This window comes from Streptomyces sp. NPDC001450 (assembly GCF_053597295.1).
In genome coordinates this window covers 1-14,120 of the sequence record NZ_JBSFHY010000016.1, presented here as the reverse complement: position 1 = coordinate 14,120, position 14,120 = coordinate 1, and the positions used below count along the sequence as shown (strand labels likewise).

Annotated in this window: 14 protein-coding genes and 1 rRNA gene; 3 read left to right on the top strand and 12 right to left on the bottom strand. The window is 73.1% G+C overall.

From position 1 onward, the window contains the following. The 6 genes from ACWC5O_RS19205 to ACWC5O_RS19180 all read right to left on the bottom strand — a co-directional run bounded on the left by ACWC5O_RS19205 (position 1) and on the right by ACWC5O_RS19180 (position 6,059). Positions 1–1,137 (bottom strand): glycosyltransferase family 4 protein, encoded by a 1,137-nt coding sequence (locus ACWC5O_RS19205; RefSeq protein ID WP_450584618.1) that lies wholly within the window; start codon positions 1,135–1,137, stop codon positions 1–3. 331 nt (positions 1,138–1,468) lie between these two features. Next, positions 1,469–2,224: a hypothetical protein gene (locus ACWC5O_RS19200; RefSeq protein WP_450584620.1), complete on the bottom strand. Its 756-nt coding sequence runs from the start codon at positions 2,222–2,224 to the stop codon at positions 1,469–1,471. Positions 2,225–2,234: 10 nt separating this feature from the next. Continuing rightward, complete coding sequence (gene recN / locus ACWC5O_RS19195; protein WP_450584622.1) at positions 2,235–3,977, bottom strand: DNA repair protein RecN; 1,743 nt, start codon at positions 3,975–3,977, stop codon at positions 2,235–2,237. A 39-nt stretch (positions 3,978–4,016) separates the two neighbouring features. Continuing rightward, the gene (locus ACWC5O_RS19190) at positions 4,017–4,934 is read right to left on the bottom strand and encodes an NAD kinase (protein WP_450584624.1); all 918 of its coding nucleotides are present in this window, start codon (positions 4,932–4,934) and stop codon (positions 4,017–4,019) included. Continuing rightward, positions 4,931–5,746: a TlyA family RNA methyltransferase gene (locus ACWC5O_RS19185; protein ID WP_450584626.1), complete on the bottom strand. Its 816-nt coding sequence runs from the start codon at positions 5,744–5,746 to the stop codon at positions 4,931–4,933. The genes ACWC5O_RS19190 and ACWC5O_RS19185 overlap by 4 nt, the downstream gene beginning before the upstream one ends. A 7-nt stretch (positions 5,747–5,753) precedes the next feature. Further along, on the bottom strand, positions 5,754–6,059 hold the full coding sequence (locus ACWC5O_RS19180; protein ID WP_450584628.1) for a hypothetical protein: 306 nt from the start codon (positions 6,057–6,059) through the stop codon (positions 5,754–5,756). Positions 6,060–6,101: 42 nt separating this feature from the next. On the opposite strand from ACWC5O_RS19180, the gene ACWC5O_RS19175 reads away from it, so the two are divergent. Beyond that, positions 6,102–6,449 carry an SCP2 sterol-binding domain-containing protein gene (locus ACWC5O_RS19175; protein ID WP_450584630.1) on the top strand — a complete coding sequence of 116 codons (348 nt, stop codon included), beginning with the start codon at positions 6,102–6,104 and terminating at the stop codon, positions 6,447–6,449. Here ACWC5O_RS19175 and ACWC5O_RS19170 read toward each other — a convergent pair. From ACWC5O_RS19170 to ACWC5O_RS19155, 4 genes are all read right to left on the bottom strand, one after another. Then, positions 6,433–7,245, bottom strand: a complete 813-nt coding sequence (locus ACWC5O_RS19170) for an ABC transporter ATP-binding protein (RefSeq protein ID WP_450584632.1) — start codon at positions 7,243–7,245, stop codon at positions 6,433–6,435. The genes ACWC5O_RS19175 and ACWC5O_RS19170 overlap by 17 nt on opposite strands. A gap of 59 nt (positions 7,246–7,304) precedes the next feature. Then, positions 7,305–8,342, bottom strand: a complete 1,038-nt coding sequence (locus ACWC5O_RS19165) for a FecCD family ABC transporter permease (protein ID WP_450584633.1) — start codon at positions 8,340–8,342, stop codon at positions 7,305–7,307. Beyond that, positions 8,339–9,382, bottom strand: a complete 1,044-nt coding sequence (locus ACWC5O_RS19160) for a FecCD family ABC transporter permease (RefSeq protein WP_450584635.1) — start codon at positions 9,380–9,382, stop codon at positions 8,339–8,341. Before ACWC5O_RS19160 ends, ACWC5O_RS19165 begins: the two co-directional genes overlap by 4 nt. Positions 9,383–9,497: 115 nt before the next feature. Continuing rightward, entirely contained in the window at positions 9,498–10,526 is a 1,029-nt protein-coding gene (locus tag ACWC5O_RS19155; RefSeq protein ID WP_450584637.1) for an HAD-IIA family hydrolase, read from the bottom strand. A gap of 73 nt (positions 10,527–10,599) precedes the next feature. Between ACWC5O_RS19155 and ACWC5O_RS19150 the strand changes: the two genes are divergently transcribed. Then, positions 10,600–11,883, top strand: a complete 1,284-nt coding sequence (locus ACWC5O_RS19150) for a DUF1015 domain-containing protein (protein ID WP_450584639.1) — start codon at positions 10,600–10,602, stop codon at positions 11,881–11,883. Positions 11,884–11,948: 65 nt separating this feature from the next. Here ACWC5O_RS19150 and ACWC5O_RS19145 read toward each other — a convergent pair whose 3' ends face one another. Beyond that, positions 11,949–12,746 carry a hypothetical protein gene (locus ACWC5O_RS19145; protein WP_450584658.1) on the bottom strand — a complete coding sequence of 266 codons (798 nt, stop codon included), beginning with the start codon at positions 12,744–12,746 and terminating at the stop codon, positions 11,949–11,951. Between the two features lie 261 nt (positions 12,747–13,007). Between ACWC5O_RS19145 and ACWC5O_RS19140 the strand changes: the two genes are divergently transcribed. Next, complete coding sequence (locus ACWC5O_RS19140; protein ID WP_450781032.1) at positions 13,008–13,940, top strand: hypothetical protein; 933 nt, start codon at positions 13,008–13,010, stop codon at positions 13,938–13,940. Between the two features lie 87 nt (positions 13,941–14,027). On the opposite strand, the gene rrf is transcribed toward ACWC5O_RS19140, so the two are convergent. Then, positions 14,028–14,120, bottom strand: a 5S ribosomal RNA gene (gene rrf / locus ACWC5O_RS19135); the annotation flags it as partial.

The window sequence follows — 14,120 nt, the reverse complement described above, 5'->3', positions numbered from 1 at the left end:
CTAGGTGAGCGGCCTCGGCTGGGTCAACTCGTCGTAGACGCTGAGCACTTGGGCGACGGTCTCGTCCTCCGTCGGCCAGGTCGCCGCCTGTCGCGTGCCCCGCTCCCGCAGCAGCTCGCGCCGGTCCGGATCCGCGAGCAGCCCTACCACGGTGTCCGCGAGTGCCTCCGCGTCGCCGTACGGGACGAGTTCGGCGGCGTCGCCGACGAGGTCCGGGATGCCGCCGACGCGCGTCGCGACGAGCGGCACGCGCGCGTGCAGCGCCTCCTGGGCGAGGACGGACCGGGACTCCCAACTGCTGGTCAGCAGCGCGAGATCAGCGGCCGCGAGCAGCTCGGGCACGTCCTCGCGCCGTCCGACGAGCCGTACCGGCAGTTCCTCGTCCTCGATCCGCCGCTGCAGCACCGGCCGCAGCGGCCCCTCCCCCACGACGACGACCAGCGGTACCGGGTCGAGGTCCCGCCAGGTGCGGGCCGCGTCGAGCAGGACGTCGTAGCCGCGCTCCCGGTCGAGGGAGCCGACCGCCATGAGCAACGGACGTCCGGTGGCGCCGAGTTCGGCGCGGGTCTTGGGCCGCAGCCGGTCGGGGTCGTCGTGGTCGACCGGGCGGCGCCGCCCGGGCAGGCCCACGGCCGCGAGCCGGGCGTCCCGGGCGCCCGTCCGGCGCGCCCGGTCCACCAGGTCGGAGGTGGTGCCGAGCACCACGGCGGCCGTCCTGACCACGCGCCGCTCCAGCAGCCGCAGCAGATGCGCCCGCGCGCCCTCGGCCCGGGCCCGGTTGTGCCAGGTGACCACCAGCGGGGTGTGGCGCCCGCTGAGCGCGAGCACGGCACGGAAGGAGGCGTGCAGCCCGTGCGCGTGCACCAGGTCGGCGTCCGCGCAGGCCGCCCGGAGCGCGGCCACGGACCCCGGGTCGCTGCTGCGTGGGACATGCACGTGGTCGGCGCCGGCCCCGGTGAAGTCGTAGGCGTGATCGGCCTCGACGGGGGCGCACACCGTGACCCGCACGCCCCGGGCGACGAGCCCCTCGGCCAGGGAGCGCACGTGCGCACTGCTGCCGGCGTTGCCTCCGCCCAGCACCTGCACGGTGCGCAGCGGCGACTGGCCGAGCGGTGCGTTGCTGCTCACGGGGCTCACGAGGCCGGGGCTCCTGACTCGGCGCGGGCGGTCACGAAGAAACGTACTGAAGGAAGAAACGTACTGAAGGTAGCGGGCGGAGAGGGGCGGAAGGACGTACCGCGCGCCTCCCGCGCGGACTGCGTTCGACCCGCCACCCGCGCTGCGTCAACCCGCCGCCCGCCCTGCGTTCCCTGCCAAGCATGCCAGGACGTACGGCCCTTCCGGGCAATCCGGGGAGGCGCACAGCGCGGCGGGCCGGAGCAGTGCGCCGGAGCACGTCACCCACACGAGTGAATAAAGCTCCGGCTCGACGGAACGGCCCGTGCGCCCGTACCCCGAGGTCACAGGCTCACAGCGCGCGCACCCCGGCACTCACCCGGTCCCCGTATGCCGCGCCCGCCACCACCACGACAGCGTGCGCGAGCAGTCCCACGCGCCCGTTGCACGCGACCACGGCGGCACCGAGCGCCGCCCCCAGGGCGTGCGCCCCCGCGTCGCCCATCATCACGCGCTCCCCGAGGTCGTCGGGCAGCACGGCCGCGGCACCGCCCAGGGCCGCCGCGCTCAGTTCCCCGCCCGGCCCGTTCCGCAGCAGCCCCGGCACCCCGAGCGCGAGCACCGCACCGGCCGCACGCCCCGGCCGTACGTCGACCAGGTTCACGAAGTGAGCGGCGCCGGCGATCACGACACCCGCCAGCACCTTGTCGAGGGGCCGCTCCTTCAGCAGGGCGCCCGCCACCAGGGCGGCGGCGGAGATCCCGAACAACTTCACGGCCCCGCTGGTGACTTCGCCGTCCCGCAGCGCACCCAGGTGTGCGCGGAACCCGCGCCGCGGATCCCCGGCCCCGGCGACGTCGTCGTACGCCCCGCAGGCCCCGGCGGCCAGCACCGCGAGCCCGGCACCGGGGTGCACCCGGGCGGCCGCGACCGCCGTGCCGAGAGCCGAGGCGGGCCCGGCGTACAGCCCGACGGTCCGCCCCGCGTGGTTCCTCCGCTCCCAACGCTCACGCCCGCCGGGCGGTTCGGCGCGCAGGAGTGCCTGGCCGGCCCGGGTGAGCGCGGCGGACAGCAGGAACGAGCGGGACCTTCGGGCGCGGTTGATCATCCCGACAGCGTCACAGATCCGCGCGAGCCGTGGCCAGCAGTTCCTCCGCGTGCGCACGCGCCGTCTCCGAGTCCTCCTGGCCGGCCAGCATCCGGGACAGCTCGCGGACCCGCTCCTCGCCCTCCAGGACCTTCACGCCGGAGCGGGTGACCGAGCCGTCGTTGGTCTTCTCGACCAGCAGCTGGCGGTCGGCGAAGGCGGCGACCTGGGGCAGGTGGGTGACCACGACGACCTGTGCGGTCCTGGCGAGCTTCGCCAGGCGCCGCCCGATCTCCACCGCGGCCTTGCCGCCGACACCGGCGTCGACCTCGTCGAAGAGGTACGTCGGCACGGGGTCGGTCCCCGCGAACACCACCTCCACGGCCAGCATCACGCGGGACAGCTCACCGCCGGAGGCGCCCTTGGCGATGGGCCGCGGCGGCGCGCCCGGGTGCGGGGCGAGCAGCAGCTCGACCTCGTCCGCGCCCGAGGGCCCGTACGCCACCGTGCGCCCGCCGACCTCGACGCCTTCCGGGTCCTCGGTCTGCCGGATGTCGAAGGACACGCGCGCGTGGGGCATCGCCAGCGAGGCCAGCTCGGCGGTCACCGCGGCGGCGAACCGCTCGGCGGCCTCCGTCCGCGCGTCCGTCAGCGCCTGCGCCAGCCCACCCAGTTCGGTACGCAGCGCGTCCCGCTCTGCGGTCAGCTCGTCGATCCGCTCGTCGTCGCCGTCCAGCTCGGTGAGCCGCGCTGCACTCTGCTCGGCCCAGGCGAGAACGGCGTCGATGTCGTCGCCGTACTTGCGCGTGAGGCCGTTCAGCGCGGCCCGGCGCTCCTCCACGGCGGCCAGCCGCAGCGGGTCGGCGTCCAGGTCGTCGGCGTACCCGGCGAGCTCGCCGGCCACGTCACCGAGCAGGATCCCGACCTCACCGATCCGGTCGGCGAGGGCGGCGAGCGCGGGATCGTGGGAGCGGACGGCCTCCAGGGCCCGGTGCGCGCCCGCGACAAGGGTCGAGGCGTCGATGCCCTCGGGATCCTCGGGATTGCCCGCGAGGGCGGCGTGCGCGGCGGTGGCGGCGGACGACAGCGCCTCGGCGTGCCCGAGCCGCTCCGCCTCCTCGGCCAGCTCCACGTCCTCCCCGGCCCGCGGCTCCACGGCCGCGATCTCCTCGAGCCCGTACCGGAGCATGTCGGCTTCCTGGGCGCGCTCACGCGCGCGCGTGACGATCTCCTCCAGCTCGACGGAGACCGCCCGCAGCCGCCGGTAGGCCTCGGTGTACTTGGCCAACGGCACGGCGACGCCGTCGCCCGCGTACCGGTCCAGGGCCTGTCGCTGCCTGGACAGCTTCAGCAGCCCCTGCTGGTCGGTCTGCCCGTGCACGGCCACCAGGTCGTCGGCCAGCTCGGCGAGCAGCCCCACGGGCACGCTGCGCCCGCCCAGGTGCGCCCGCGAGCGCCCTTCGGCGGAAACGGTACGGCTGATCAGCAGGGCGCCGTCGTCCAGCTCGGCCCCGGCCTCCTCGGCGCGTACGACGGCGGCGGCGTCCGTGGGGACGGCGATCCGCCCCTCCACGACCGCCTTCCCGGCCCCGATCCGCACGAGCGCCGGGTCCGCCCGCCCACCGAGCAGCAGCCCCAGGCTGGTGACCACCATGGTCTTGCCCGCACCCGTCTCACCGGTGACGGCGGTGAACCCCGGCGACAACTCGACGACAGCGTCGTCGATGACCCCGAGCGACCGTATCCGCATCTCCTCCAACACGGAACAGACCATACGAGGTCCCGGCGGGAGAGTGCACACGGCCCGCCTATCTCACTCCGGCGAGTGGTGAGGCGCCCCCCGCCACCCATGAGTCGGCAGCGCGAACTTCGCCACGAGCCGGTCCGTGAACGAAGCGTGATGCAGCCGGGCCAGCCGCACCGGCACAGCCCCCCGCCGAACCTCCACCCGCGCCCCCGGCGGCAACTCGATGGTCCGCCGCCCGTCACACCACAGCACCCCGGGCGGAATATGCGGCAGAACCTCCACCGCAAGGACCGAATTCGGCGAAGTGACCAGCGGCTTGGCGAACAGCGCATGCGCACTGATCGGCACCATCAGCAGCGCCTCCACCTCGGGCCACACCACCGGCCCCCCGGCGGAGAACGCGTACGCCGTGGACCCGGTCGGCGTCGACAGCACGATCCCGTCGCACCCGAAAGCGGTAACCGGCCGCCCGTCGATCTCGAGCACGACCTCGAGCATCTTCTCGGCGCCGGCCTTCTGCACGGCCGCCTCGTTCAGCGCCCAGTCCGTGTGCACGATGTCCCCGTTGCGGTGCACGACGACATCGACGGTCATCCGCTCCTCGACCTCGTACGACCGCGCCACCACCCGGTCGACGACCCGGTCGAGGTCGTCCCGCTCGGCCTCCGCGAGGAACCCCACCCGTCCGAGGTTGACGCCGAGCATCGGCACCCCGGACGCCCGGGCGAACTCCGCGCCGCGCAGCAGCGTGCCGTCGCCGCCGAGCACGATCAGCAGCTCACAGCCGTCGAGGCACTGCGGTGTCGCCTCCTTGACCAGCTCGACCTCATCGGGGAGCGGCAGGTCGCGCGCCTCCTCCTCCAGCACCCGCACCCCGATGCCGTGCCCCAGCAGTCCCTTGACCACGAGTTCCGCACTGCGGATCGCCGCGGGACGCCCGGTGTGGGCGAGCAGGAAAACAGTACGCGCTCGGTTCTGTGTCAACGCGGCCCCTCCGCCACTGCACGGTCAACGTCGGCCGGGTCCAGTTCGGGGGCACCGGACCGCAGCCAGAGAAAGTACTCGACATTGCCCGAGGGACCGGGCAGCGGACTGGCGGTGACTCCACGCACCCCGAGGCCCAGCTCCCAGGCCTTCTCGGCCACCCCCCGCACGGCCTCCGCCCGCAGTTGCGGACTCCGTACGACACCCCCGCTGCCGAGCCGCTCCTTCCCCACCTCGAACTGCGGCTTGACCATCATCACCAGGTCGGCGTCCGGCTTCACGCACCGCTTCAGGGCGGGCAGCACCAGCCCCAGCGGGATGAAGGACAGATCACCCACGACAAGATCCACAGGTTCCCCATCGATCGCCTCGAGCGTCAACTCGCGTACGTTCGTACGGTCCTTGACGGTGACGCGTTCATCGTTCTGGAGAGACCACGCGAGTTGGCCGTATCCGACGTCCACGGCGACCACGTGCGCGGCGCCCGCGCGCAGCAGGACGTCTGTGAAGCCTCCGGTGGACGCGCCGGCGTCCAGCGCGCGCCGTCCCTCGACCACCAGCCCCTGGGGTACGAAGGCCTCCAGCGCACCCGCGAGCTTGTGCCCGCCTCGCGACACGTAGTCGGGATCGCTGTCGTCGGACTGGACCACGATCGCCGCCGCGGTCTCCACCTGCGTGGCCGGCTTGGTCGCCACGGTCTTGCCGACGGTGACCCGCCCGGCGACGATCAGCTGGCTGGCGTGCTCGCGCGAGCGCGCGAGCTTCCGGCGGACCAGCTCCGCGTCCAGACGGCGGCGTGCGACTCCTGCCACGTTCGGTTCAGCTCCTGCTCTGATACGAGGACGGGGGCGCCGGAGGTCCCGGGCGGGCGTCGAGCGCGGTGAGCGCGTCGCGCAGCCCCTGATGTACATCCTCGTACACCTCGAGGTGTCCGTCGGTGGCGAGATGGTCGGTGTCGCCCAGCCGCTCCAGCTGGGCGTCGACCTCGGCGTTGCCGGTGGGGGTGCGGGGGACGTTCAGGGGGGCGGGGGCGGCGGGGTCGTACTCGGGTGCGACGTCGGCCACGGCCTCCGCCTCGGCCATGAACTCGGTGCCGACCTCGGCCTCTGACACGGACTCGCTCATGCCCAGACGCTACCCCGAACCGCTGGGGTACCGTCGTGCGCCATGGCCACGATCCAGGAGTGCCGCGCCGCACTGGGAAAGCTCTCGGACAACATGCAGGGCGCCGAGGGCGACGCCCGCGCGGCCGCCGCCCTGGACCGCTCCGTGAGCTGCCACATCACCGACCTGGACGTCACCTTCGCCGGCCGGCTCACCGGCGGCCGGATCGATGTGGACGAGACCCACCCGGGGCCACCGCGCGAGAAGGCGCAGATCAGGCTCGCCATGGCCGGCGACGACCTGGTGGCCCTGGTGAACGGCGAGGTGAACTTCGCCACCGCCTGGGGCTCGGGCCGGGTGCGGCTGGAGGCGAACCTGCTGGACCTGTTCCGGCTCAGGAAGCTGCTGTAACCCGCGCCGCACGCGCCTTCCTGGCGGCCGGCACCACCAGCGGGGTCCCCGTCTCCGGGTCGTCGATGATCTGGCAGCGCAGCCCGAAGACCTCCTCGACCAGCTCGGCCGTCACGATGTCGTTCGGGGCGCCCTCGGCGATCACCCGGCCGCCGCGCAGGGCGATCAGGTGGGTGGCGTACCGGGCGGCGTGGTTGAGGTCGTGCAGGACGGCGACCAGGGTGCGGCCCTGAGTCTCGTGCAGCTCCGCGCACAGGTCGAGGACGTCGATCTGGTGCTGGATGTCCAGGTAGGTGGTCGGCTCGTCCAGGAGCAGCAGCGGGGTCTGCTGGGCGAGCGCCATGGCGATCCACACGCGCTGGCGCTGGCCGCCGGACAGCTCGTCCACGTACCGGTCGGCGAGTTGGGCGACGCCCGTCTGCGCCATGGACTCCTGGACGACCCGCTCGTCCTGCGCCGACCACTGCCGCAGGATGCCCTGGTGCGGGTAGCGGCCGCGGCCGACGAGGTCGGCCACGGTGATCCCGTCCGGCGCGACGGACGACTGCGGCAGCAGGCCGAGGGTCCGCGCGACCTTCTTGGCCGGCATCGACTGGATCACCTGCCCGTCCAGCAGCACCCGGCCCTGGCTCGGCCTGAGCATCCGCGACAGCGCCCGCAGCAGTGTCGACTTGCCGCACGCGTTCGGGCCGACGATCACCGTGAAGGAGTTGTCGGGGATCTCCACCGACAGCTGTTCGGCGATGACGCGCTGGTCGTAGGCGAGCGTGACGTTCTCGGCGGACAGGCGGTTCACAGTGCTCCTTCGGGTGTTCTTGGTCGCTGAGCCGCTCGTGTCCGGCTGCCCCGAGCCGCTCATATCCGGCCTGCCCTGCGCTCGGTGACCAGCAGCCACAGCAGGTAGACGCCGCCGAGGACTCCGGTGACCACGCCGACCGGCAGCTGGTCGGCGCCGAAGGCCCGCTGCGAGGCCCAGTCCGCGGTGACCAGGAGGGCGGCGCCCATGCACAGGGACGGCAGCAGGTTCGGGCCGGGAGACCCGGTCAGGCGACGGGCGAGCTGTGGTGCGGTGAGGGCCACGAAGCCGACCGGGCCGGCCGCGGCGGTGGCGGTCGCGGTGAGCAGGACGGCGGCCACCATCAGCAGCGCCCGTACGCGCTCGACGCGCACGCCGAGGGCGTTCGAGACGTCGTCGCCCATCTCCGTCATCCTGAGGCCGCGCGCGTTGGCGAGGACGAGCGGCACGAGTACGGCACACAGCCCGAGCAGCGGCCAGACCTGGTCCCAGTCGCGGCCGCCCAGGGACCCCGTCATCCAGACGACGGCACGGGCCGCGTCGACGATGTCGGACACGGTGAGCAGATAGCCGTTGATCGCCGTGACGATCGCGGAGACGCCGATTCCGACCAACACCAGGCGATAACCGTGCACGCCCTGCTTCCAGGCCAGCAGATAGATGGCGAGCCCGGTCACCAGTCCGCCCACGAGCGCGCCCACGGTGACCTGGGCCGCGCTCCCGGAGAACAGCACGATCACCACGAGCGCCCCGGCGGTCGCCCCCTGCCCGAGGCCGAGCACGTCCGGGCTGCCCAGCGGATTGCGGGTGACGGCCTGGAACAGCGCCCCGCCGAGCCCGAGCGAGGCGCCGACCAGCAGCCCGACCAGGACCCGCGGCAGCCGCAGCTCGTTGACGATGAACTCCTGGCCGGCGTTGCCGTCGCCGAGCAGCGTCTTCACCACGTCACCCGCGGAGATCGGGAAGTCGCCGGTGCCGATCAGCACGACGCTCGCGGCGAGCGCGGCCAGCAGCAGCAGGACGACGACGGTGACAGCCCGGACGTCCAGCCGCAGCGAGAGCCCGCCCGGCGCCCTGATGACACGGTTGGTCTTCACAGCTGGGCCGTCCTCCGCCGTCGTACGAGAAGAACGAAGACCGGGCCGCCGATGATCGCGGTGACGATGCCGACCTGGAGCTCCGAGGGGCGGGCCACGACCCGGCCGATGACATCGGCGCCGAGCAGCAGCACGGGTGACAGGACCGTCGCGTACGGCAGGATCCAGCGCAGGTCGGGGCCGGTGAAGGAGCGCACGACGTGCGGGACCATCAGACCGACGAAGACGATCGGACCGCAGGCGGCGGTCGCGGCGCCACAGAGCACGGTGGCGGCGAGCATGGCCAGCGTCCGGGTGCGGGCCAGGCTGGCACCGAGGGCGCGGGCGGTGTCGTCGCCCATCGCCACGGCGTTCAGCGGCCGGGCCAGCGCGAGCGCGAGGACCGTACCGACCGCGAGGAACGGCAGCACCTGCACGATGGTCGAGCCGGTCGCCGAGGCCAGCGAACCGACGGTCCAGAAGCGCATCCTGCCCAGCGCCGCGCCGTCCATGATCATCAGGGCCTGGAGATAGCCGTACAACGCGGCGCTGATCGCCGTACCGGCGAGCGCCAGCCGTACCGGTGTGGCACCCCGGCTGCCACCGAGGAACCACACCAGCGCGCCGACCGCCGCCGCCCCGCCGAAGGCGAACCACACATAGCCGGTGAGGCTGGTGACGCCGAAATAGGTGATGGCCGTGACGACGGCGGCGGAGGCACCGGCGTTGATGCCGAGCAGTCCCGGGTCGGCCAGCGGGTTGCGGGTGAGCGCCTGCAGCACCGCCCCGGACAGGCCGAGCGCGGCGCCGGCCAGCAGACCGAGGACCGTACGCGAGAGCCGCTCGTCGACGACGACGTCGCCGTACGTCCCCGTGTCGCGGAACAGGCCGTGCCAGACCTGGTCCGGCGTCAGCGCCTTCGCCCCGATCGCGATGCTCGCCAGGGCGACGAGCACCAGGATCGCGACGGCGAGGAGGAGCCCAAGGGCCCGTACCGCCCGACGGGTTGGGGGCGCGGGGGCGGTCTCCGCGCGCTGTTCCGGAGGACTGTCGACCAACACCAGGTTAGGTTAGCCTACCCTCGCATGCGATCTCGATACCGCGGTCCTGGATACCGCGGTCCTCGATACCGCGGTCCTCGATACCGAGGTTCTCGATCCCGAGGCTGACGCGCGGTCAGAGCCCGAGCCGCGCCAGCGCCTTCCCTCCGTCCAGCTCGCAGGAACCGTCCCCGGCCGCTGTCCAGGCCGCCGCGCACAGCGCCCGCAGCCCGTCCAGGACGTCGCCCTCGCCGTCCAGCTCCAGCCGGTCCGCGCCGGCAGTCGCCGTCCAGCCCCCGCAGCGGAAACCGGCATCGTCCCCGGTGACCTCCGGCTGGCCGGTGAGCAACCCGCGCAGATCGGCGTCCACATACGTCGGCCGGTGCTGCGGCGGCGCGGCGAGCAGCTGCCGGCCGTCCGTGACGCCGGTCAGCACCAGCAGCGAGTCCACCCCGCCGTTGAACGCGCCCTCGATGTCCGTGTCCAGCCGGTCCCCGACCACCAACGGCCGCTCCGCGCCCGTACGCAGGATCGTCTCCCGGTGCATGGGTGGCAACGGCTTGCCCGCCACCTGAGGCTCCGCGCCCGTCGCGATCCGGACGACCTCCACGGCCGCCCCGTTGCCCGGCGCGATGCCCCGCCCGCTGGGAATCGTCAGGTCGGTGTTGGACACGAACCACGGCACCCCACGCGCCACGGCGTACGACGCCTCCGCGAACCGCCCCCACGTCAGCTCGGGCCCGCCGTACCCCTGCACCACCGCCGCCGGATCGTCGTCCGCCGACTCCACCGGCGTCAGACCGCGCTCGCGCAGCGCCACCCGCAGCCCCTCACCGCCGATCACCAGCACCCGGGACCCGGCCGGCACCTGCTCACTGATCAGCCGCGCGACGGCCTGCGCCGAGGTGATGACGTCGTCAGCCCCCGTCGGTATCCCCAGCTCCGTCAGATGCTCCGCCACGGCGTCCGGCGTGCGCAGCGCGTTGTTGGTTACGTAGGCCAGATGCATCCCGCACGCGCGGGCCTCGGCCAGCGAGTCGACGGCGTGCACGATCGCGCTCCCGCCCGCGTACACCACCCCGTCCAGATCGAGCAGCGCCGTGTCGTACGCCTCGCTCAGGGGCTGCTCACTGCCCTCGGGCCTCTTCCTGACGCCCTGGCTCATTCCACATCGCTCCTTGCTCGACGCTCTCTCCCCCGATCATCCCGCACGCCACTGACACACGTACGATGCCGGGATGAACACTGCAGGTCACTCGGAAGCAACGGCGCGCCGAGGCCTGGAACTCACCCCGTTCCGAGGCCTTCGTTACGACCCCGACCGGGTCGGCAGCCTGGCCTCCGTCACCTCCCCGCCGTACGACGTCGTCATCCGCCCCGACGGCCTGCACTACCTCGAGGCCGCCGACCCGTACAACATCGTCCGTCTGATCCTTCCCCAGGCCGGCACCCCCAGCGCCCGCAACGAACAGGCTGCCGACACCCTGCGCCGCTGGCTCGCCGACGGCGTCCTGACCACCGACCCGGACCCCGCCCTGTACGTGTACGAGCAGCGGGACGGCAACGGCATGCTCCAGCGCGGTGTCATCGGCGCTCTACGCGTGTCAGAGCCCGCGGAGGGCGTGGTGCTGCCGCACGAGGACGTCATGCCCCCGGTGGTCGCCGACCGCGCGGCCCTGATGCGCGCCACCCGTGCCAACCTGGAACCCCTGCTGCTGACCTACCACGGCAACGGCACGGCGGCCGAGGTCGTCGAGCGCACGGCGGAACAGCCCCCGCTGCTGGCCACCACCACCGAGGACGGCTTCCACCACAGCCTGTGGTCGGTCACCGACCCGGCCGACGTGGCCCGCATCCAGTCCGACCTGGCCCACCACCAGGCCCTCATCGCCGACGGCCACCACCGCTGGGCCACCTACTTGCTACTGCGCGCCGAACACGCCTCCCCCAGCCCCTGGGACCACGGCCTGGTCCTGCTGGTCGACACCGCCCGCTACCCCCTGCGCGTCCGAGCCATCCACCGCCTGCTGAACGGCCTGCCGGTCGCGGAGGCGCTGGCAGCCCTGGAGGACCTCTTCCGGGTACGACACCTCGACGTGCCGCTGGCCAAGGCGCTGGAGCTGCTGGCGGACGCGGCCTGCGCCGGCAACGCCTTCCTGCTGGCCGGCGACGGCGCCTTCCACCTCGTCGACCGCCCGGACCCGGACCTGTTGGCCCGCACGATCCCCGAGGACCGCCCGGCCGCCTGGCGCTCCCTGGACGCCACGGTCCTGCACGCCACGCTCCTCGACCACGTCTGGCACATCCCCGAGGACTCCCCGGCCCACATCGCCTACATACACGACACGGCCGCCACGGTGGCGAAGGCGGAGCGCGACGGCGGTACGGCCGTCCTGCTCCACCCGGTCCACGAGGACGTCGTACGCGACCTGGCCCGCCAGGGCGTGACCATGCCCCGCAAGTCGACGTCGTTCGGCCCGAAGCCGGCATCGGGGCTGGTGCTGCGGGCGCTGGATATCTGACCGCGTACATGCGAAAGGGCGGGACCGTTCGGTCCCGCCCTTCCTCACGTCGTCACCCGCTCGGGTCAGTCCTTGTCGTCATCCTGAGCGGCGGTGGCGTCGACAGAGGAAGCAGCACTCTCATCGCGCTGTTCCTCGTTGCCACCCTTGTCGTCGTTCTCGTTCTCGCTCTCGCTCTCGCTCTCGTCGAGGGCGTCGACGAACTCCACGCCGTCGAGCTCTGCGAGCCGGTCGGAGGCGTCCGTGCTCCCGTCCCGGTCCGCCTCGACGGCCTTCGCGAACCACTCCCGCGCCTCGCTCTGCCGGCCCGCGGCCAGCAGGGCGTCGGCGTAGGCGTAGCGCAGCCGCGCGGTCCACGGCTGGACGGAGTTGGAGGCCAGCTCCGGGCTCTGCAGGGTCACGATGGCCGCGTCCAGCTGGCCCATGTCACGCCGGGCGCCCGCCGCGACGAGCCGCATCTCGACCTGCCCGGCCTTGTCCAGCTTGTGCACCTCCGGTGCGCCGGCCATGTCCAGCGCCTTCTCCGGCCGCCCGAGCCCACGCTCGCAGTCGGCCATCACGGGCCACAGGTCGACGGTGCCGGTCATGCGCCGCGCGGCCCGGAACTCGGCGAGGGCCTCGCTGTACTTCTGGCTGGCGTACGCCGCGAACCCGGCGGCCTCGCGCACGGCGGCCACACGGGACGCCAGGCGCAGGGCCACCCTCGAGTAGCCGTAGGCACCCTCGGGGTCCTCGTCGATGAGCCGCGCGACCATCACCAGGTTCCTGGCGACGTCGTCCGCGAGCGTCTTGGGCAGGCTCAGCAGCTCCTGCCGGACGTCCTTGTCGATCTCGTCACCGGTGACGTCCTCCGGGATCGGCAGCCGCTTGATCGGCTCACGGTCCCGGTCCCGGTCGCGCTCGTCACGGAAGCGGCCGCCACCGCGCCGGTCGTCACGGCGGTCGTCCCGCCCGTCACGCCCCCGGAAGCCGCCCGGACGACCGCCGCGGTCGTCCCTACGGGGCCCACGGCCGCCTCGGTCGTCCCGGCCGCGGAAGCCACCGCGCTCGCCGCGGTCGCGGTCGCGGTCGTCGCGACGGAAACCACCGCGGTCCTCGCTCCGGCGGTCGTCCCGCCGGTCGCCATGACCGCCGCCACGGCTGTCGTCACGCCGGTCGTCGCGCCGGTAGGCGGGGCGGTCGTCCCGGCGGTCATCACGGCGGTCGTCCCGGCGGTCATCACGGCGGAAGCCGCGGTCACCGCGGTCACCGCGGTCACCGCGGTCGTCCCGGCGCGGCCCACGGTCCCGGTCGTCACGCTGGTACGCCGGACGGGAACCCCGGTCGCCCTCACGCCGGTCGTCGCGACGGCCGTAGCCACCACGGTCACCACGGTCGCCGTAGCCACCACCACGGCTGTCATCACGGCGCTCGTCCCGGCGGAAGCCACCGCGCTCACCACGGTCGCGGTCATCACGACGGTCATCGCGCCTGTCATCACGACGGTAACCGCCACGGTCACCACGGTCGCCGTAACCGCCGCCACGGCTGTCGTCACGCCGGTCGTCGCGCCGGTAGGCGGGGCGGTCGTCCCGGCGGTCGTCCCGGCGGTCATCACGGCGGAAGCCGCGGTCACCGCGGTCGTCCCGGCGCGGCCCACGGTCCCGGTCGTCACGCTGGTACGCCGGACGGGAACCCCGGTCGCCCTCACGCCGGTCGTCGCGACGGCCGTAGCCACCACGGTCACCACGGTCGCCGTAGCCACCACCACGGCTGTCATCACGGCGCTCGTCCCGGCGGAAGCCACCGCGCTCACCACGGTCGCGGTCATCACGACGGTCATCGCGCCTGTCATCACGACGGTCATCGCGACGGAAGCCGCCACGGTTGTCGTCACGCCGGCCGTAACCACCGCGGTCGGTACGGTCGTTGTCCCGACGGAACCCACCACGGTCACCACGGTCACCACGGTCACCACGGTCACCGCGGTAACCGCCGCGATCCCCGCGGTCACCACTGTCCCGTCGCCGCTGGTCGCGCTCCGGCCGGTCTTCGGGAGAGTTGGTGGACATCGGTGACTCCTGTCTTCGGTACCGCAAGCATTGTAAAAACGAAAGGACCCCTGGTCCCAGCTGAACGCTGGGACCAGGGGTCCTCCAAAGATTGTTCGGCGGCGTCCTACTCTCCCACAGGGTCCCCCCTGCAGTACCATCGGCGCTGTGAGGCTTAGCTTCCGGGTTCGGAATGTAACCGGGCGT

Coding starts and splice junctions, on each gene's coding strand:
- ACWC5O_RS19200 (WP_450584620.1), bottom strand. CDS start 2,224: ATGATCAACCGCGCCCGAAGGTCCCGCTCGTTCCTGCTGTCCGCCGCG.
- recN (WP_450584622.1), bottom strand. CDS start 3,977: ATGGTCTGTTCCGTGTTGGAGGAGATGCGGATACGGTCGCTCGGGGTC.
- ACWC5O_RS19180 (WP_450584628.1), bottom strand. CDS start 6,059: ATGAGCGAGTCCGTGTCAGAGGCCGAGGTCGGCACCGAGTTCATGGCC.
- ACWC5O_RS19175 (WP_450584630.1), top strand. CDS start 6,102: ATGGCCACGATCCAGGAGTGCCGCGCCGCACTGGGAAAGCTCTCGGAC.
- ACWC5O_RS19155 (WP_450584637.1), bottom strand. CDS start 10,526: ATGAGCCAGGGCGTCAGGAAGAGGCCCGAGGGCAGTGAGCAGCCCCTG.
- ACWC5O_RS19150 (WP_450584639.1), top strand. CDS start 10,600: ATGAACACTGCAGGTCACTCGGAAGCAACGGCGCGCCGAGGCCTGGAA.
- ACWC5O_RS19140 (WP_450781032.1), top strand. CDS start 13,008: ATGACCGCCGCCACGGCTGTCGTCACGCCGGTCGTCGCGCCGGTAGGC.